18 protein-coding genes are annotated in these 18,187 nt (G+C 70.5%); 3 read left to right on the top strand and 15 right to left on the bottom strand.

Going from position 1 to position 18,187, the window contains the following annotated elements; all coding sequences use genetic code 11:
* Position 1 precedes the first annotated feature (1 nt).
* The 11 genes from M4D82_RS25350 to M4D82_RS25300 all read right to left on the bottom strand — a co-directional run bounded on the left by M4D82_RS25350 (position 2) and on the right by M4D82_RS25300 (position 10,984).
* Positions 2–256 (bottom strand): phosphopantetheine-binding protein, encoded by a 255-nt coding sequence (locus M4D82_RS25350; protein WP_249768227.1) that lies wholly within the window; start codon positions 254–256, stop codon positions 2–4.
* 70 nt (positions 257–326) lie between these two features.
* On the bottom strand, positions 327–1,070 hold the full coding sequence (gene fabG, locus M4D82_RS25345) for a 3-oxoacyl-ACP reductase FabG (RefSeq protein ID WP_249768226.1): 744 nt from the start codon (positions 1,068–1,070) through the stop codon (positions 327–329).
* Positions 1,067–2,158 (bottom strand): beta-ketoacyl synthase N-terminal-like domain-containing protein, encoded by a 1,092-nt coding sequence (locus tag M4D82_RS25340; protein WP_249768225.1) that lies wholly within the window; start codon positions 2,156–2,158, stop codon positions 1,067–1,069. Before M4D82_RS25340 ends, fabG begins: the two co-directional genes overlap by 4 nt.
* Entirely contained in the window at positions 2,155–3,402 is a 1,248-nt protein-coding gene (locus tag M4D82_RS25335) for a beta-ketoacyl-[acyl-carrier-protein] synthase family protein (protein ID WP_249768224.1), read from the bottom strand. Before M4D82_RS25335 ends, M4D82_RS25340 begins: the two co-directional genes overlap by 4 nt.
* An 8-nt stretch (positions 3,403–3,410) precedes the next feature.
* Positions 3,411–4,250: a hypothetical protein gene (locus tag M4D82_RS25330; RefSeq protein WP_249768223.1), complete on the bottom strand. Its 840-nt coding sequence runs from the start codon at positions 4,248–4,250 to the stop codon at positions 3,411–3,413.
* Positions 4,247–5,203, bottom strand: a complete 957-nt coding sequence (locus tag M4D82_RS25325) for a 3-oxoacyl-[acyl-carrier-protein] synthase III C-terminal domain-containing protein (protein ID WP_249768222.1) — start codon at positions 5,201–5,203, stop codon at positions 4,247–4,249. Before M4D82_RS25325 ends, M4D82_RS25330 begins: the two co-directional genes overlap by 4 nt.
* Before the next feature lie 40 nt (positions 5,204–5,243).
* Positions 5,244–6,221 (bottom strand): NAD-dependent epimerase/dehydratase family protein, encoded by a 978-nt coding sequence (locus M4D82_RS25320; RefSeq protein ID WP_249768221.1) that lies wholly within the window; start codon positions 6,219–6,221, stop codon positions 5,244–5,246.
* A complete protein-coding gene (locus M4D82_RS25315; protein WP_249768220.1) occupies positions 6,221–7,552 on the bottom strand; it encodes a nucleotide sugar dehydrogenase in 1,332 nt (443 codons plus the stop codon). Before M4D82_RS25315 ends, M4D82_RS25320 begins: the two co-directional genes overlap by 1 nt.
* A gap of 29 nt (positions 7,553–7,581) precedes the next feature.
* Complete coding sequence (locus tag M4D82_RS25310) at positions 7,582–8,574, bottom strand: Gfo/Idh/MocA family protein (RefSeq protein ID WP_249768219.1); 993 nt, start codon at positions 8,572–8,574, stop codon at positions 7,582–7,584.
* Entirely contained in the window at positions 8,571–9,881 is a 1,311-nt protein-coding gene (locus tag M4D82_RS25305; RefSeq protein WP_249768218.1) for an NDP-hexose 2,3-dehydratase family protein, read from the bottom strand. The genes M4D82_RS25310 and M4D82_RS25305 overlap by 4 nt, the downstream gene beginning before the upstream one ends.
* A gap of 41 nt (positions 9,882–9,922) precedes the next feature.
* The gene (locus tag M4D82_RS25300) at positions 9,923–10,984 is read right to left on the bottom strand and encodes a glucose-1-phosphate thymidylyltransferase (RefSeq protein WP_249768217.1); all 1,062 of its coding nucleotides are present in this window, start codon (positions 10,982–10,984) and stop codon (positions 9,923–9,925) included.
* 228 nt (positions 10,985–11,212) lie between these two features.
* On the opposite strand from M4D82_RS25300, the gene M4D82_RS25295 reads away from it, so the two are divergent.
* Positions 11,213–12,079: a hypothetical protein gene (locus tag M4D82_RS25295; protein WP_249768216.1), complete on the top strand. Its 867-nt coding sequence runs from the start codon at positions 11,213–11,215 to the stop codon at positions 12,077–12,079.
* Between the two features lie 67 nt (positions 12,080–12,146).
* On the opposite strand, the gene M4D82_RS25290 is transcribed toward M4D82_RS25295, so the two are convergent.
* Together M4D82_RS25290 and M4D82_RS25285 are read right to left on the bottom strand one after the other, a co-directional pair.
* Entirely contained in the window at positions 12,147–12,713 is a 567-nt protein-coding gene (locus tag M4D82_RS25290) for an NADPH-dependent FMN reductase (protein WP_249768215.1), read from the bottom strand.
* Positions 12,714–12,789: 76 nt separating this feature from the next.
* Entirely contained in the window at positions 12,790–13,926 is a 1,137-nt protein-coding gene (locus tag M4D82_RS25285) for a nucleotide disphospho-sugar-binding domain-containing protein (protein WP_249768214.1), read from the bottom strand.
* A 410-nt stretch (positions 13,927–14,336) separates the two neighbouring features.
* Here M4D82_RS25285 and M4D82_RS25280 point away from each other — a divergent pair, with 410 nt between their 5' ends.
* Entirely contained in the window at positions 14,337–15,248 is a 912-nt protein-coding gene (locus tag M4D82_RS25280; RefSeq protein WP_249768213.1) for an alpha/beta hydrolase, read from the top strand.
* Between the two features lie 2 nt (positions 15,249–15,250).
* Positions 15,251–16,501: an MFS transporter gene (locus M4D82_RS25275; RefSeq protein ID WP_249768212.1), complete on the top strand. Its 1,251-nt coding sequence runs from the start codon at positions 15,251–15,253 to the stop codon at positions 16,499–16,501.
* A gap of 55 nt (positions 16,502–16,556) precedes the next feature.
* Here M4D82_RS25275 and M4D82_RS25270 read toward each other — a convergent pair whose 3' ends face one another.
* Together M4D82_RS25270 and M4D82_RS25265 are read right to left on the bottom strand one after the other, a co-directional pair.
* A complete protein-coding gene (locus M4D82_RS25270) occupies positions 16,557–17,228 on the bottom strand; it encodes a response regulator transcription factor (RefSeq protein WP_349637090.1) in 672 nt (223 codons plus the stop codon).
* A gap of 32 nt (positions 17,229–17,260) precedes the next feature.
* Complete coding sequence (locus M4D82_RS25265) at positions 17,261–17,995, bottom strand: response regulator transcription factor (protein ID WP_249768211.1); 735 nt, start codon at positions 17,993–17,995, stop codon at positions 17,261–17,263.
* Between the last annotated feature and the right edge of the window lie 192 nt (positions 17,996–18,187).

Genomic DNA, 18,187 nt, shown 5'->3' with positions numbered 1-18,187 from the left:
GTCAGGCGGCGGCCGCGGACTGCGCTTCGGCGAGCACCGCGTAGACGCCGTTCAGGTCCACCAGGCGGGCGGTGTCCGACTCCTTGATGTTCACGCCGAAGGTGAGTTCGAGCGCGGACACGATCTCGATGAGGCGCATCGAGTCGGCGTCGTGCTCGCTCATGAAGTCGCTGTCCTCGGTGAGCTCCTCCTCCTCGATCTCAAGGGTGTCGCACACGATGGTCTTGATCTTGCCCTTGGCGCTGTCATCCAGCATTTCGGCTCCTTTGATGAGAGGTTTCCTGAGGAAAGAGGCACACCGCTTCCTGCGCGGATGTGCCGAGTGGTCACATGACCAGGCCGCCGTCGACACGCAGGACGGTGCCGGTCACGTAGGTCGCCGACAGCAGGTACATCACGGCGTCGGCGGCCTCGTCCACGGTGCCGAACCGGCCGAGGACGGTGCTCGCGAGGACGGAGTCCCGTACGCGCTTGGAGAGTTCGGCCGTCATGTCGGTCTCGATGAAGCCCGGGGCCAGCGCGTTGACGCGGATGTTGTAACGGCCGACTTCCTTGGCGAGCGCCTGGGTGAATCCGTGGATGCCGGCCTTCGAGGCGGAGTAGTTCGTCTGCGAGGCCTGCCCGGTCAGGCCGACCGTCGAGGAGATGTTGACGATGGTGCCGGACTTGCGCTTCATCATCGGCGTGATCGCGGCCCGGCACACGTTGTAGATGCCGTTGAGGTTCACGTCGATCACACGGGACCAGTCCTCGTACGACATCATGAACATCGGGGCGTCGCGCACCACGCCGGCGGAGGTGATCACGGCCTGGACGGGGCCGAGGCCGGCCTCGACCTCGGTGACCCACTCCTGGACGGCGACCGGGTCGGCCACGTCCACGCGGGCGGAGACGGCTCGGCCGCCCAGCTCCACCGCGGCCTTCTCCACCTCCTTCGCCGCGTCGGCGTCGGACTGGTAACAGAAGGCGACGTCGTAGCCGTCCTGGACCAGGCGGAAGACGGCGGCGCGGCCGATGCCGCGCGAGCCCCCGCTCACCAGGGCGACGGGTCGGGTCTCTTCAGTCGTCATTGCTTGCTTGTCTCCTCGTTGCCTCGGCGGTCGCTCAGCCGCAGCAGCACCGCTGCGACCGGACCGCTGACGTCGACCGATGTGATGACGGCGAGCCGACCGGCGGCGGACGGATCGCGCCGGGCCCGGGAGAGGACCTGGGCCAGCTGGAACGCCGCGGATGCCGAACCGGCGTCGCCGATCACGCTCGGCAGCGGATGGGTCAGGACGTGCGAACCGAACAGGTCCGCCAGGACGGACAGTTCCTGACGTCCCGGCGAGTCGTCGGCGCCGGACGGACAGGCGGTCCACACCTCGGCGCCGTCCGGGGCGGCGGCGAGCACGCGGCGCACGGCGGCCTCGACGGTCTCCGCCGTCCGGTCGGGGGTCGGGGAGATCCGGGTGTCCACCGCGACCAACTCGGCCAGCGCCTCGCCTTCGGAGCCGGGCCCCGCCTGGAGCGCGAACATGGCGCAGCCCTCGCCGAGGACCGGACGGGAACCCGCACGATCGTGGTAGGCGAACCACGACCGGGCCCGGGAGTACTCCTCCGCCGCGCCGCACAGGACCGTTTCGGCGCGGCCCGCGCGGATCAGCCGACGGGCGTAGCCGAGCGCGTGCAGGGCCGTCGGCCGGCCGCCCGCGATGGTGCTGTTGGGCCCCTTGAGTCCGTACCAGATCGCGCACCTCGCCGCCGACGCGTTCATGACGGTGTACGGGATGACGGCGGCGTCGACGTGGTGGGGGAACTGGGCCGCCAGGGACGTCCGGGTGAACTCCATGGTCGTCTGCAGGCTGCCCGCGGTGGTGCCGAGCACCAGACCGGCGCGGTGGTCCTGCGGAATCTCCTTCAGGAGGTCACCGGTGGTGGCGAGCGCCAGGCCGGTCACCCGGCTCATGGCCTTGGTGCCCTTCTTGCCCAGCACGGCGCGCAGGTCGAAGTCCGGGACGAGACCCACGACTTCGTCCCGCGTTCCCCAGGTCTTCCGGTCGCACGGGGTGAGCGCCACCCGGCCCGAGCCGACGCCCTCCTCGAAGGCCTGCCGGCCGATGCCGTACGGGGAGATGGCCGACCATGCGGTGATGACGGGGTTGGCGGAGGTGCTCACGCGGTCTCCTGGAAGCGGCCGAGGACGATGACCGAGTTGTTGCCGCCGAAGGCCAGGCCGTTGCTCTGGACGATCTTGAGGTCGGCGGGCACCGAATGGTTCGGAACGCAGTCGATGTCGCATTCGGGGTCGGTCTCGACGTGATTGATGGTGGGAGGAATGAACCCGTGGGTGATGGCCAGGGTGCCGGCGACGGCCGCCAGCGCGCTGGCGGCTCCCATCGTGTGTCCGATCATGGACTTCAGGGAGACCGTCCGGGGAGCGCTCTCCCCCCAGATCTCCCGGATGGCCGCGACCTCGGTGACGTCGTTGGTCTTGGTCCCGGTGCCGTGCGCGGAGATCAGGTCGACGTCGCGGAAGTCGACCCCGGCGTCGTCCAGCGCCAGCCGCATGCAGTTGGTGAGGCTCGCCTGGTCCGGGGCCACCGGGTGGTAGCCGTCGCAGTTCAGCCCGTATCCGAGCACCTCGGCGTAGATGCGGGCGCCGCGGCGGAGCGCGGATTCGGCGCTCTCCAGCAGGAGGATGCCGGCGCCTTCACCGGTGAGGATGCCCTGGCGGTTCTTGTCGAACGGGCGGCAGTAGTCGGGGGCGATCGTCCGGAGCCGGTAGAAGATGTTGAACGTCTTCCGGCACACGGCGTCGGCGCCGCCGCAGATCGCGAAGTCGGCCTCGCCGGCCCGGATGGCGTCCAGGCCGTTGCCGATCGCGTAGTTGCCGGCCGAGCAGGCGGTCGTCAGCGTCGCCGATTCCACGTCCGACAGGCCGAGTTCGCGGGCTATGGCGGTGGACAGGCGGTCGGCCGACAGCCGGCCGGCGAGCGCGGGGTCCATCGACTCCGGGCCGCCGGCCAGGTCCTGCCCGGCCAGGGTGTCGAGGTCGCGGGTCTCCGCGTCGGAGGTGCCGATGGTGATGTGGCCCCGCTGCCGCCGCAGTTCGCCTTCGGTGAGGCCGGCGTCGTTCATGGCCATGCGGGCCGCCGCCGCCGCGAACGTACCGGCCCGGCCCAGCTGGTCGCCCAGGGTGTGCACGAAGGGCTCGGGCTCGAACCCGACGACCTCGCAGCCGTTGGTGTGCTCGTAGCCGGTGGTGTCGAAAGCGGTGATCGGGGATGCGCCGTTGCGGCCCTCCCGGAGTCCTTCGGTGAACTCGGGCACGCCGATTCCGATGCTGGACACCACACCGAGGCCGGTCACGACGACACGGCGGCGCAGGTCGGTCGCGGGCGGGGAGGATGAAGCAGACATGTGAGTCCTTACCTGTTGCCTGGCATGTGCAGTGCGGCGACACAGACCTCCGAGCCGTGGCCGCTGGTCAGCACGACGGCATCGTGCCGGGAGGCCCAGGTGTCCCAGTGCTCGGCAAGGGCGAGCCATACGGCGGTGCAGTGGGAACCGGGGGGCGTCGCGTGGTGGTCGGCTCCGGCGGCGGTCGACTTCACGCGGTCCGCGTCGATGCCGGGCCCGGACACGACCAGCGGGTTCGTGGCCCCGGAGAGCGTCTCGTCGAGGAGGTCCGCCAGTTCGTCCGCCGCCCCGCCCGTGCGCACCGCGCCGAGCCGGGCGGCGGGGGACTCACCGGAGGCGCCTGCGGAGGCTTCCGCGGCGGACAGCGCGATCAGCACGCCGGAGTCCGTGAGGTCCTCGCCGAAGGGCAGCGGCTGGGGCAGCGTGGTCTGCTCCACCACGGCGAGCAGGGTCCGGGACGGTCGCCCGGTCTCCTCGTGCGCGGCGGCGATGCGCAACGCGGTGAACGGGGCGCAGGCCCCCTGTCGGGACAGCGCGAAGCTCTGCGCGTTGCCGCCGGTGCGGTGGTTGAGGTAGGAGGCCACCGCTCGGTGCAGGTGCATGTCCGGCACCGTGTAGGCCAGCATCGTCAGGTCCGGTGCGAAGCCCCGGGCCGGGTCGCCTTCGAGGAGCAGGTCGACGAGATCCGTCTGGCTGACGTTGGTCCCGCGCCGCATCAGTTCCTCGTCAGCGGGTGCGCCGAAGGCGGCGGCGAGGTCCGCGTGGTAGCGGGCCTGCCAGGGATCGTCCTGGTGGGGTCGGGGGGTGGGTGCGGTGACCCGGGAGAGCACCCTCAGTGACAGGCTCATGCCACTCCTTTGGGGACGAACACGCCGGCGGCATAGGTCATGCCGAGGCCGAAGGACAGGAACAAGTGGGGGCGGCCCGCCGCCAGACGTCCCTCGTCGCGCAGCGTCACGTAGTTGATGAGGGCGTCGGCCGCCATGCAGTGGCTGTAGCGGGGGATGTTGTCGAAGAAGAACTTGCTCACGTCGAAGTCCATCTGGCGGATGGATTCGGCCCAGAAGTTGGTGTTGGAGTTCGTCGGGAGCACCAGATGCAGGTCCTCCAGGGCGATGCCCGCCCGTTCGACCGCCTCTTCGATGACCTCCCGCACCACGCCGGGGCGGGCGCCGCCCGATTCCCGGTGCTGGGCGGGCGTCATGTGGACGCCGTCGAAGTACTCCCCGAAGGTCCGCGTCACCAGGGAGCGAATCTCGGCGCCCTCCCCCGACAGACCGACCAGGGCGGAGGCCGCGCCCTCGGCGAAGACGCAGGAGTTGAAGAGGATCCGCATGTCGCGGGCGAACAGCTTCTCGCCGGAGACGACCAGCGCCTTGGCGTCAGGGTCCCCGTCGGCCCGCAGCAGGGTGCCGGCGATGTCGACGGCGGTGAGCGTCGTGGAGCAGCTCTGGTGGGTCATGGAGAAGGCGGTGGCGCGGTGCAGGCCGAGTCGCCGCTTGATCTCCTGCGCGATGTCCGCCTCGGCCGGTGCCACCTCCGTGGTGGCGTGCACGTACAGCACGTAGCGGACGGCCTCGGGGGCCGTCCCGTCCAGCACCTCACGGGCCGGCGGCAGGACGAGGTCGTACAGGTTCCCCGCAGGGTCGACGTGCAGGACGTCCAAGCCGTGGATCTTGCGGAACAGGTTGACCTGGGCTTCGTTCAGGCCCATCTCCCGGGCCCGCTCCTCCACGGTCATGGTCCGCTCGGGGAAGTGGGAGGCGACCGCCTCAAGTGTGGTCGCACTGCTCAGCGGCATGTTCCCGCCCTCTCTCGCTCTCGGTGGTGGTCGGGCCGGCTCATGACGCGCCGCTGCCGGGCAGGGCGAGCCACCACGGGTTCTGCCGGGCCCAGGCGATGGTCTGCGCCAGGCCGTCGTCCACAGCGGTCGAGCATTCCCAGCCGAGGAGCTCTCGGGCCTTGGTGTTGTCCGGCATGCGCCGGCCGAGGTCCTCGTAGGCGGAGCCGAGGTGCTGGGCGGTGTTCGCGGTGATCGGCTCGACGCCTTCGCCCGCCAGGGAGACGATCATGTTGATGATGTCCCGGACGGTGAGTTCCGTCATGCTGCCCAAGTTGAACGCCTCTCCGGCGGCCTTGTCGGCGGACGCGGCGAGCAGGGTGCCGGTGACGATGTCGTCGATGTAGGTGAGGCATCGCGTCTGGGCGCCGTCGTCGTAGATCACCGGAGGCAGGCCGCCCAGAACCCGGTGGATGCTGCGGCTCACCAGGTAGGCGGGCCGCTGGCTCGGGCCGTAGGCGTTGAAGTAGCGGACGATCGTCGCGTCGAGCCCGTGGCGGTCGGCGAAGGCGAGCGTCATGTGCTCGGCCAGCGCCTTGCTCGTGGAGTACGTCCAGCGGGCCGCCGAGGTCGGGCCGAGCACCCGGTCCGCGTCTTCCGCCCAGGGCACCTGCGGGTTCTTGCCGAAGACCTCGCTGGTGCTGGCCAGGACGACCTTGGCGCCGGCGCGGGCCGCGCATTCGAGGACGTTGCGGGTGCCGGTGACGTTGATGTCGATGACGTCCAGCGGGCGGGCCAGGTACTGGTCCACCCCGACGACGGCCGCGAGGTGGTAGACGACGTCGGTTCCGGCGGGAATGGCCTCGGCGAGCCGGTCCCGGTCTCGGACGTCTCCCATGATGCGGCGGGAGCCGTCCTCTTCGGCCGGAAAGCCGGTGTCGAAGACCGTGACCTCGTCACCCCGGGCCAGAAGCCGCTTCACCAGGTGGCCGCCGACGAAGCCGGAGCCTCCCGTCACGACACTGCGCGTCTTGCTCATCAGCGACCGATTCCCCTGTAGACGTAGCCATCGCGCCGCAGCGCGGCGATCTGTTCCTTCGAGTAGTAGGCGCGTCCGTCGAGGAGCACGCACCGCTCGCGGACGGGCAGAGTGGCGAAGTCGATGCCTTCGAACTCCCGGTGCAGGGCCAGGACCGCCACACAGTCGGCGTCCCGCACCGCCTCGTCGAGGCCCGACGACGGCGTGAGGCCGAACAGGCGCTCGGCGGCCACCGGGTCGACGAGCGGGTCGAAGATCCGTACCTGACAGCCGGCCTCCAGCAGTCGCCGGACGACGCCCTCCACCGGGGTGGAGCGCAGGTCTCCGGTGTTGTTCTTGAACGCCAGACCCAGCACCGCGACCACCGCGCCGGCCGGCTCCTTGCCGGCTGCCGCGAGCTCGTCGACGACCAGCCGGGCCGCGTAGTGCGGCATGTCGTCGTTGACGGCGCGGCTGACCTGCGCGGTGCGGATCTCCACGCCGTGACCGCGCGCCGAGGTGGAGACCATCAGCGGGTCCTTGACCAGGCACGAGCCGCCGACACCGACGCTGGGCATGAGGATGTTGACGTTGCCGTTGCCCTTGGGGATGGTGTTGGCCGCGTTGATCACGTCGAGCACGTCGACCCCGAAGAGGGCGCAGTACCGGGCCATCTCGTTGGCCAGCGCGATGTTGAGGTCGATCCACCAGTTGTCGGCGAGCTTGACGATCTCGGCTGCCTCCACGCTCTCCTGCGGCAGCACCTCGACGTCGAGCGCCTCTCGCCAGAACGCCGCGGCCCGCTCGGTACCGCGTGCGCCGATCGCCCCGACCACGATGGGGAAGGTGCGCAGCTCCCGCAGGGCCGTCCCCTCGGCGAGGCGTTCCGGGCTGAAGGCGAGGTCGAACGACTCACCCGCCTTCAGGCCGCTGCGCTCCAGGACGGGCAGGACCACGTTCCGGGTCGTTCCCGGGGGGACGGTGCTCTTGAGGACCACCATCTGGCCGTCCCTGAGGTGCTCGCTCAGAGCCCGACAGGCGCCGAGAAGCTGCCGGTCGTCCAGGGCGCCGTCGTCATCCACCGGAGTGCCGACCGTGACCAGGACGACATCGGCCGTCTTGGTCTCGGCGGGATCGGTGGTGAAGGTCAGCTTGCCGCCCTTCACCGCGCGGAGCACGGTGTCTTCGAGTTCGGCCTCCTTGAAACGGACGTGGCCGGCGCGGAGTTCCTCGATCAGGGTGGTGTCGGTGTCGACGCCGACGACGTCCCAACCGCGGTCGGCCAGGGTCGCGGCCAGGCACGACCCGACGTATCCAAGGCCGATGACGGCCACCTTCACATGTCCAGACACGGAAATGGCTCCAAGAGAGTGTGTGGGTATCACAGACCGGTCGCGGAGGGCGCCCCCGCGGCCCGGTGGACGGCGCTCAGCAGTTCCGCCTGCCGCAGGGAGGCCTCGGCCAGACCGGCCGGGAGGGCGCGGGCGCGAACCGCGGAAAGGAACACGCCGAGCGTGCGGGCCACCTGATCGTCAGGCGGCAGCGCCGGGGTTCGGGTTCCAGCTCCGGTCACGAGGCGGAGCGCCGGCGCGTGGTCGGCGGGAGGCGTGAAGGCGTGGTCCACCTGGATCCTGCCCTCGCTCCCCCGGATCTCGTACTGGGAGGTGTAGGAGTGCTCCATGCCGAACGTCAGGTGTGCGCTCACCCCCTGCGGGTCGCTCAGCAGCACGGCTCCGGAGGTGTCGACCCGCCGGCCCTCGCCCCGCGTGAGCACCGCGCCCGCCACCCGCAAGTTCGCGCCCAGGAAGTGCAGGGCCGCCCGGATCGGGTACAGGCCGACGTCCCACAGGGCTCCACCGCCGAGTTCCGGCGCGAGGCGGATGTCCGTGTCGTGGAGCCGGGGTATGGCGAACGTGGCGTGCAGGGAGCGGAGTTCACCGATGGCACCGTCGGCCACGAGCCGCTGTGCGTACGCGTGCTGGGAGTGATGGACGAACATGACGTTCTCCATCAGCACCACACCGCGGCTCTCGGCGAGGTCCAGCAGCCGCCGCGTGGTCGCCGGGTCGGCGGACAGCGGCTTCTCGGCCAGGACGTGCTTGCCCGCACGGAGCGCGGCCTCCACCCACGGTGCGTGCAGGGCCAGCGGGAGCGGGATGTACAGCGCGTCGACGTCGTCGAGTTCGAGCAGTCCGGCGTAGCCGGTGACGGGTCGGCAGCCGTAGGCCTCGGCAAGTTCCGCGGCCTTCCGCGGGTCCCGACTGGCCACGGCGGTGATCCGGGCTCCGTCGTCGAGGGCCATCGCCGGCATCACGCGCCGTCGGGCGATGCTCGCCGCGCCCATGACGCCGATGCGCAGCGGCGGTGCCGTCATGCCGCCCGCCCGGTCGGGACGGCCAGGTTCAGGCAGGTCAGGAGGGTGCGGGCCTGCATGTTGAGGTAGTGGCCGTGGCGGGCCAGCGAGGTCATCTGGGCCGGCGTGACCCAACGGAAGTCGTCGGGCACGTCGAGGTCGGGGGCGACCTCGACGACCAGGTACCGGCTCTCCGCGTTCAGGAACCGGCCGCCTTCCTCCGAGTGCACGGCGTCGTAGATGATCTGCTGCTCGCCGGCCTCCATGACGAGGTCCAGGAACGCGGGCCGCTCCTGCGGCGGGAGGTGCGCGTGGTTGTCCGGGGTGCACTGGACGGTGGGTCCGAGTTCGACGGCGTCGACGAAGCCGGCCTCGGTCCTGGCGTGGGCCAGCACCTGCAGGGAGCCCTCGTGACGGCGGGCCAGGAAGCAGGCGACGCCCCGCCCGATCGGCTCCAGCAGCGGCTGGGTCCAGCCCGAGACCTCACGGGTGTCGGCCCGTACGGACGCCGCGACGATCCGGAAGTAGCGGCCGTACTCGTTGTCGACGCTCCACTCGCCCCGCTTCCAGCCGGGCAGGCCGTCGAGGGGGACCAGCCGGGACGACACGTGGTAGCGGGCCCGCACCCCGGTGATCCAGGACAGCAGGTCGATGTCGGCCCCGCCCTTACCGGCGCCCGGGACGTGGCCGGCCGGAAGGCAGGACAGCACCGACCGGGTGTCCATGTTGATCACGTTGTCGAGAAGGAGCAGCTCACCGATCAGAGACAGCGGGAACCACCGGTAGTCGTCGTGGGCCGGCACGTCGCCGGTCACCTCGACGATGATGTTGCGGTTGGTCTTCCGGTCGAACCAGGAGCCCTGCTCGGACTGCAGGACGTCGGCGATCACCCGCCCGTGTGCCCGCGTGGTGAAGTACTCCAGGTACCGCACGGCGGCACCGCGGTGGACGCGCGTGTAGTTGCTCCAAGTGGCCTGGACGGTGGGCGAGAGCTGGAGCATGTTGATGTTCCCCGGCTCCATCTTCGCCTGCAGCAGCGCGTGGAGCTCGCCGTCGATCTCCTTGACGAGGATGCCCAGGATGGCGTGCTCGGGCTGGTTCAGGATGGGCTGGTGCCACTCGCGGGGCGCCGTACCGCCGTTCCGGTCCTCCACGGTGACGTGGTAGCCCTCGACGCTGAAGTACCTGCCGCTCCGGTGGACGAGGTTGCCGGTGTCGGCGGTGAACTCCCAACCGTCGAGGTCGGCGAACGGGATCCGGCTGACCTGGAAGGCGCTGCTCTGCGCCCTGCGGGCAAGCCATTCGACTGTGTCGTTGGTGCGCGTCATGTGCTCTTCTACTCCGGAAGTCGCGTGCCCGAACGGGCCCATCAGGCTTCGATCTCGATCCGGCTGTGGTCACCGAGCACGAGGGTGCGGCGCACGCCGGGTGCCGCCGTGACGGCTGCCGCCCGGCCGATGACCGACCCGTGCAGGCCCCTCACCCCGGTGACGGACGCCTGGTCGAGGACGATCGAGTACGCGATCTGGGAATCGCGCATCGTGCAGTCGTCGCCGATGGAGGTGTAGGGACGGATGTGACAGTCCTCGATGCGGGTTCCCGCGCCGATGATGGCGGGACCCTCGACCTTCGACCGGATGATCCGCGCGCCCGGCCCCAGGGTGACGGGACCGCTCACCTCACTGCCCCGGTCCACCTCGCCGCGCAGTTCGGGCCGCAGACCTTCGAGGACGACCCGGTTGCAGTCCAGGATGTCCTCCACCCGCCCGTTGTCCTTGTAGACACCGGTGTAGACGGTGGCGTGGACCTCGGCCCCGCTGGTGAGGAGGAACTGGATGGCGTCGGTGACCTCCAGTTCACCCCGGCGGCTCGGGGTGATGGCCGCGATGGCGTCGTGGATGGCCGGCGTGAAGAAGTACACGCCGGTCATGGCGAGGTCGCCGGCGGGGTGCTCCGGCTTCTCCTCCAGACCCACCACCGCGCCGTCGGCGTCGACCTCCACCACACCGAAGGCTCTGGGGTCTCCGACCTTGCAGACGACCACGTGGGCCGCCGGCCGGGTGGCGCGGAACGTGTCGGCCACGTGCGCGGCGCCCTCCGTGAGGACGCTGTCCCCGAGGTACAGGACGAAGTCCTCGTCCCCCAGGAAGCTGCGGCCGACGGTCACCGCGTGGGCCAGGCCGAGGGCCTCGTCCTGGCGGATGTAGGTGACCCGGAGCCCGAGCCGGGATCCGTCCCCGATCCGCTCCCGGACGGCCGGGGCCCAGTGGTTGACGATGATGCCGACATCGGTGACGCCCATGGCCCGGATGTCATCGAGCACGTACTCGAGTACGGGCTTGTTGGCGATCGGCATGAGCTGTTTGGGCATCGAGTGGGTGAGGGGGCGCAGCCGCGTCCCCGTGCCGCCCGACAGGACAAGAGCCTTCATCCGAATATCTCCTTCGGTCGCGTGCAACGTGAGGGCAATCCACTCCACACCTCATCCAGTTGCACGTGTCCGGACGATAGGAAAACTATTCTTCAAAACCATCGGGAAGCACAAGAGGAATACCACTAACTCGCCTCTAAGTTTCCATTCAGATGCGTTAATCGAGACTTAATGAAGTGACCTGACGGGCCGTTTGCCCCGGCCATTGGCGTCGCTTACGTTGTCCCCATGGAAAATCTGAACGCCGAATGGATCGCAATGGGCAGGTGCGTCGGAGTGCGGTGCGCGAATTCCCGTACGCCGAGCACGCACGGGTCGCGGCTGTGTCGTTCCTGCCGGCAGCGACTGGCGGAGGACCTCGCCCTCCTGCCCGAGCTGTACTCGGCCTGCGAGCAGGTGCTGGGGGGAGCGTCGCGCCTGCCCGGACATCAGAAGACGACGGGCGGCAACGCGCGGAACATGCCGTTCAACACGGACGCGGCCGACGTGCGCGCGGACATCCTCGCCGTCCTCGGCGCGTGGACCTCTCTGGTGGTGGAGGAACGGCCGGCCGCGGCACCCCCGCGGGACGTCGCCGCACGCTCGGCCTTCCTGGCCCGGCACGTGGCCTGGCTCTCCGCGCACGCGGCGGTCGGCGAGGCGACCGCGGAGCTGGCGGCCCTGGTCCGCAGGGCGCGCAGACTCAGCGGCGGCGACACCTGGCACCGGGTCCGGGTGGGCGCGTGCGTGCGGGAGGGATGCGCGGGTGAGCTGACCGCGACGCTGCCCGCCCCCGGCTCGGCACTCGTTCCGCAGGTGTGGTGTTCCCTCGACGAAGCGCACCGCTGGCAGACGCGCGAGTGGACGAGGCTGGGGCAGCGCCGTGACGAGGGCCCCGCGGAGCGCTGGCTCAAGGCACCGGACATCTCCCGGCTGTGGGACACCCCGTTGGGCTCGGTGTACCGACTCGCCGGCGAGCACCGGTGGCGGCGGCGCGAGGACACCAGGGGCAAGGTCTACCACGCCGAGGACGTGGAACGGACCTTCGCACAGCGCGCGGCCAAGCAACGTCGCGGCGCGACCGCGTCGACCCCGGTGATCGCGACGACGGCGTGATCGGAACGCCGGACCGGTCCGGTTCACCGCGCGGTGAACCGGACCGGTCCGGCGTTTCGGGGCTGTCTCAGCCGGCCCGGCCGAATCGGTCGAGCAGCGCGTCCAGCATGACCAGGACCTCCTTGGTCCGGTGGGCCGCCGGCTTGAACACGGTGAAGTTCTCGAAGTCCTCCGGGAGGGTGAGCCCGACGGCCGGCTCCACGTCCGCGACCTCCAGGCCGTCGAGGACCACCCGCAGGTGCGCGACCGCGCGTACGCCGCCCTGCATGCCGTAGCCGACGAAGCCGGCCGGCTTGCCGCCCCACTCGGCAGCGAGGTAGTCGATGGCGTTCTTGAGCACGCCCGGGATCGAGGCGTTGTACTCCGGCGTCACGAAGACGAAGCCGTCCAGGCTGCGGACCTTCTCCGCCCACGCCACCGTGTGCGCGTTGGTGTACGTACCCATGCGGGCCGGCACGGGCTCGTCGAGGTGCGGCAAGGCGAAGTCCGCGATGTCCACGACCTCGAAGGCCGCCCCGGGACGCTCCGCGGCGATGCCGTGGACCCACCGGGCCACGCTCCCCGCCTTGTGACCCGGGCGGGTGGCGCCGACGATGATCCCGATCCGGGGCGTGTTCACGGGCGACGTTTCCATGGTTCTGCTGCCTCTCCTGTGCTGATTGTCTTTCGGTGGGCGCGTGGTGTGCGCGCCGTGGAACGGGTGGTGGCCGTCAGCGGGCCGCGAGGCCCTCCAGCCGGGCCACGTAGGCGGCCGGGCCCGGCATGGCACCGATCTCCCGGGAGAGCCCGGCGGCCCGTTCGCGGTACTCGGGCCGCGTCAGCAGCCGCCGGCAGGCGTCGATCACGCTCGCCTCGGACTGCTCCTGCGGCATCAGGACCTCGGCCGCCCCGGAATCGGCGAGGCGCGCCCAGGAGTCCCCGAAGGTCGGGAAGCTCGGCAGCACCAGCTGCGGCACGCCCGCGTGCAGGGCGGTCATGGCCGTGACCCCGCCGCCGTGGTGCAGGATCACGTCGCAGGTGGGGGCGAGGACGTCCAGCGGGATCCATCCCGTCCGCACGTCGGGGACCGTGGCGCGGAGCTCGCCCGCCACCTCCTCGGGAGCCGGGACGACGATCTCCACGTCGAGGTCCCGGACGCTGCGCGCCAGGTTCCGGAGGAATTCCTGGCTCTCGGTGACGGCCACCCGGCTGCCGGACGTGACGCACACGCGCGGTCGGTCGGCCCGCGTCAGCATCCACGGCTCCAGCTTCCGCTGCATGTTCCCCGGCACCCAGCGGATGCCGGGTGCGCCGAGGTCCTCGGGTGCCCGCAGGCTCGGCGGGCAGACGTCGAGGAACAGATCGGGGCGCGGCAGCTCCTTCAGTCCGAGCGGGGCGAGTTCGGGGGCGAGTTCCTCGTCGGCGTGTCGGTCTATCACCTCTCCGGTCCGCAGCGTGTCCCAGGTCTGGCGGACATGGGGGACGCCGAGGTGGGCGGAGAGCAGTCCGGTCACGTACGCGCTGGTGCCGCCGACGACCAGGTCGGGACGCCAGTGCCGGGTCAGTTCGAGCAGGTCGTCCAGTGTGTAGGCCGCCAGCCGGGCGAACCAGCCGCCGGCGAACCGGCGGTGCTCGGCGAGCGTCTGCGGCAGGGGCAGCACCGCTCCGGTCCGATCGGTGGTCAGCAGACCGGCAAGGGTGCGGTCGGTCACCGTCACGAACGGGATCGCGAGCCGCTCGGCGACCGGCACCATCTCCTCCGTCGTGGCCATGATCACCTCATGGCCGGCGGACCGGACCGCCTGGGCGAGCGGCGTGAGCGCGAACAGCGTCGCGGAACTGGGTCCGGCGACGAACAGAACCTTCACGGTGAGCCTCCTGGTTCGGGCGCGGCCGGGCGCAGCGGACCTGCTCCGGACGTTCCCCTGCCGACCGAATCGACCCGCGCGAATCAACGATGGCGAGCGCCATGGACTCACGTGGACCCAATAGACCGTGGAGTTGTCCGAGGCGTGCAACTGTGTTCTTCCGGCGCTGACCGGCCGCCATATCCGTGAATTCCCGGGGCGGCACGGCAGGAGCTACGGTAAAGCTTTCCCGCTGGACCGGCCGCGATCAATGGCTGCATTGTCAGAGCAATGTCAAGTACGTCAGAGATCTGTGACGGCCGGTCATGCCGCCTTGCCGCCCCCCGAGGCGAATGTCAGCCTGTGATGGGCCCATGGCTCCGCATCCGAACGCATTCCCGGCCGAAAGGCCTCCGCTCCGCAGGAGACCCATGTCCCGTCGCGCACACCCGTCCCCCACCGCCGCGGAGCCCGCCGCGTCCGGTTCCGTCCGCCGCATCGTCCTCGACGCGGCCGGCACGCCCGTCTCGGGGCTGCTCGCCGAGCCGGAGCACGGCGCCCCCCGGGCGGTGGTGGTGGCACTGCACGGTGGCGGGATGACCGCCGGCTACTTCCACAGCCCGGCCGCGAACGGACTGTCGCTGCTGACCCTGGGGGCGAGTCTGGGGGTGACCGTGGTCGCCCTCGACCGGCCCGGCTACGGCGCCTCGGCACCGACCCATCCCGACGGACAGACCCTCGCCGAGCAGACCCGTACGCTGCACCTGGCTCTCGACGACTTCGCCGCCCGGTACGACACGGGCCGCGGCATGCTCCTCCTGGCCCACTCCTACGGCGGGAAGCTGGCGCTGACCACCGCGGCCGAGGACGTCCGGGGACGCGTCCTCGGGCTGGACATCTCCGGTTGCGCACGGGACTACTCCGTCGCCCCGGAGGCGGTCCTCGACGACAGCGGCCGACTCCGGTGGAAGCGCAGTTGGGGGCCGCTGCGGCTGTATCCGACCGGCACCTTCCGCTACAGCGGGGACCTGGTCACCCCCATGCCGGTGCGCGAGCGCGAGGAGCTCCCCCGCTGGCCGGACCGCTTCCCCGCGATCGCCGCCCGGGTCCGCGTCCCGGTCCGGCTGACGTTCGCCGAGCACGAGGCGATCTGGCGGCACGGCGAGGAGGATGTGGCCGAACTCCGCTCGCTGCTCGCGTCGCCGAGGGTCCTCGTCGAACGTCAGAATGCCGCGGGGCACAACATCAGCCTCGGCTGGACCGCCCGCGCCTACCACCTGCGGGCCCTGGCCTTCCTGGAGGAGTGCCTGGCGGGGCACGAGGCAGCGGTCGCGCCCTGCTGACCATGGACAAGAAGTTCAACGGCATGTTCCGTTCCCTGTCCGTGCGCAACTTCAGGCTGTTCACGGCCGGCCAGGTGCTCTCCGCGACCGGTACCTGGATGATGGTCATGGCTCAGGACTGGCTCGTCCTGTCGCTGACCGACGATTCCGCGGTCGCGCTCGGCACGGTCACCGCCCTCCAGTTCGCCCCGATCCTGCTGCTGACGCTGTACGGGGGCCGGCTCGCCGACCGGTACGACAAGCGCCGGCTGCTCACGTGGGCGAACCTGGCGTCCGCCGCCTTGGCCGGTCTCCTCGGCCTGTCGCAGCTGAGCGGCGCCGCGCAGCTGTGGCACGTGTACCTGATCGCCCTGGCACTCGGCGTGGTCAATGCCGTCGAGGTCCCCACGAGGATGTCCTTCGTCGGTGAACTCGTCGGTCCCGAGCTGTTGCCGAACGCGTCGGCACTGAGCGCCGCGTACTTCAACGTGGCGCGGATCGCCGCCCCGGCGGTCGGCGGCCTGCTCATCGCCGCGGCGGGTGTCGGCCCGGTCATGATGCTCAACGCCGTCAGCTATCTGGCCACGGTCATCGCGCTGTGGCGGATGCGGCCGTCGGAGTACAAGCGGGCGGCGCGGCGGCCGGAGCGTCCCCGCGTCGTCGACGGGCTGCGGTATGCCAGGAGCAACCCGGACCTGCTGCTCGTCCTGGCCCTCGTGGCCGTCATCAGCCTGTTCGGGTTGAACTTCCAGCTCACGCTGCCGCTGATGGCCAAGACCGTGTTCCATACGGACGCCACCACCTTCGGGCTGCTGACCACCGCGTTCGCGGCGGGCTCGCTGCTCGCCGCCCTCGCCACCACCGCGCGCCGCGGCCGGCCGGCCGCCGGCACCGTGATCCTCGCGGCGGCCGCCTTCGGGCTGCTCACCACGGCCGCGGGCTGGGCTCCCGGGCCGCTCTCCGCCGCTCTGCTGCTGGCGCTCACGGGTTTCAGCGCGAGCTACTTCGCCCAGGCGGCGAACCACCGGGTCCAGCTCGGCAGCGATCCGCAGTACCGCGGCCGGATCATGGCCCTCTACACGCTGGTACTGCAGGGTTCCACGCCCTTCGGCGCGCTCCTCGTCGGCCGGCTCTCGGAAGGGTTCGGCGCCCGGTCGGGGCTCCTCGTCGGCGGCCTGGTGTCCCTGGCCGCGGCGGTGGCCGCGTACGCCGTGCAGCGCGCCCTGGACCGGCGTACGCGGCCCGAGCCGGTGCCCACCTCCTCGTCCTCGTGAGACGGGATCGGTGGGCGCTCGGCCCGGCCCCCGCACGGCCCGGACCTCGTACGCGTCACAGACGCCCGAACTGGAAGCCGACACCCCGGACGGTCAGGATCCACTCGCTGCGGCCGAGCTTGCCGCGGAGGCTGCTCACGTGCGTGTCGATGGTGCGGCGGGACCATGAATCCCCCCAGACCCGCTGCATGATCTCCTTCCGCGGCAGGACGGCGTCCGGATGGGAGGCGAGGAGATGGAGCAGATCGAACTCCTTGGGCGTGACGTCGATCCGGCGACCGTCCACGGTGACCTGCCGGGTCGCCCGGTCGATGCGCAGCGGTCCACGGCGGATCACGGCGGCCGTGTCGGGGCGCACCTGAGCCACCCGTCTCATCACGGCCTCGATGCGCGCCATCAGCTCCAGGAAGCTGTACGGCTTGACGAGATAGTCGTCGGCGCCCGCCCGCAGGCCGAGGACCCGGTCGAGTTCGTCCCCTCGCGCGGTGAGGGCGATCAACGGGACGGTGCTGTCGGACCGAACCCGTCGGCACACCTCAAGGCCGTCCAGATCCGGCAGTTCGAGGTCGAGCAACAGCAGGTCCACGTCCCCGTACCCCCGCAGTGCGGCATCGCCGCTGCGCACCCAGGAGGGCTCGTGCCCGTGCCGGCGCAGCATGCGCATCAGGTCCTCCGCCTCGGCGCCGTCACTGCCGGCGACCAGTACCCGCCAGGCGGTGGACGCCACCGTAGCGGCACTTCGATGACTCAACGTGTCCGTCACCGGGCTGACCCACTCACGGGCTGCCGGACGCAGAGGCGGAGCCCCACTCCCCGCACCGTCTCGATCAAGCCTGGCTTCCCCAGCTTCTTGCGCAGGTTGCAGACGTGCACACCGAGGGTGCGCAGGTCGCCCGCTCCGTCGTGGCCCCAGACACGCGTCATGATGCGGTCGCGGCTCACGACCTCGCCGGATTCGGAGACCAGGAGCGAGAGGAGGTCGAACTCCTTCCGGGTCAGGCTGACTTCGCGTCCCTCTACGGCGACGGCCCGCCGGGTCATGTCGATGCGTACGCCGCACAGTTCGAGCATGTGACGACGACCGGTGCTCCTCTCCTGATGGCCGGAGGCACGGCGGGCCACCGCCTGGATCCGGGCGACCAGCTCACGGGGCGCGTACGGCTTCAGGACGTAGTCGTCCGCGCCCATCCTGAGACCCAGGACGCGCTCGAACTCGTCCCCCCGGCTGCTGACGATGATGACGGGCACCTGTGATTGCGACCTGATGGCGCGACAGAGTTCGAATCCGTCCACGCCGGGAAGTGAGACGTCGAGGAGTATGACGTCCACGGAGTCGGAGAGATCAAGAGCCGGCAGCCATGAGTTCACGGACTCCACCCTGAATCCGTAGCCGGAAAGATCCCCGCTCAGCTCCTCAGTTGATTCTGGACAATCGTCTACGATCAAGATACGCACGAGCTTTTGCCTTGGAACCTTCTCTTGCAGCAGCGTCAACCACTGAACGGCGCATGGGGTTCGAGAGGAAAGCAGCCACCGAAGACCGTCGGCAGTATGCATCGCCGACAGGACGTTCTCCGGCCGACCGTAGCAAGAGAAGAATGAATCACCGAAACCCAGGGACCGGATCGCGTCGGGTTCGACGACAACGCGGACCCGGACAGTTCTTCGCCTTCGTCGGATTCCCCC

The sequence above is a fragment of the Streptomyces sp. RerS4 genome (genome assembly GCF_023515955.1).
GTDB lineage: Bacteria > Actinomycetota > Actinomycetes > Streptomycetales > Streptomycetaceae > Streptomyces.
This window is presented reverse-complemented; position numbering and strand designations above follow the sequence as displayed.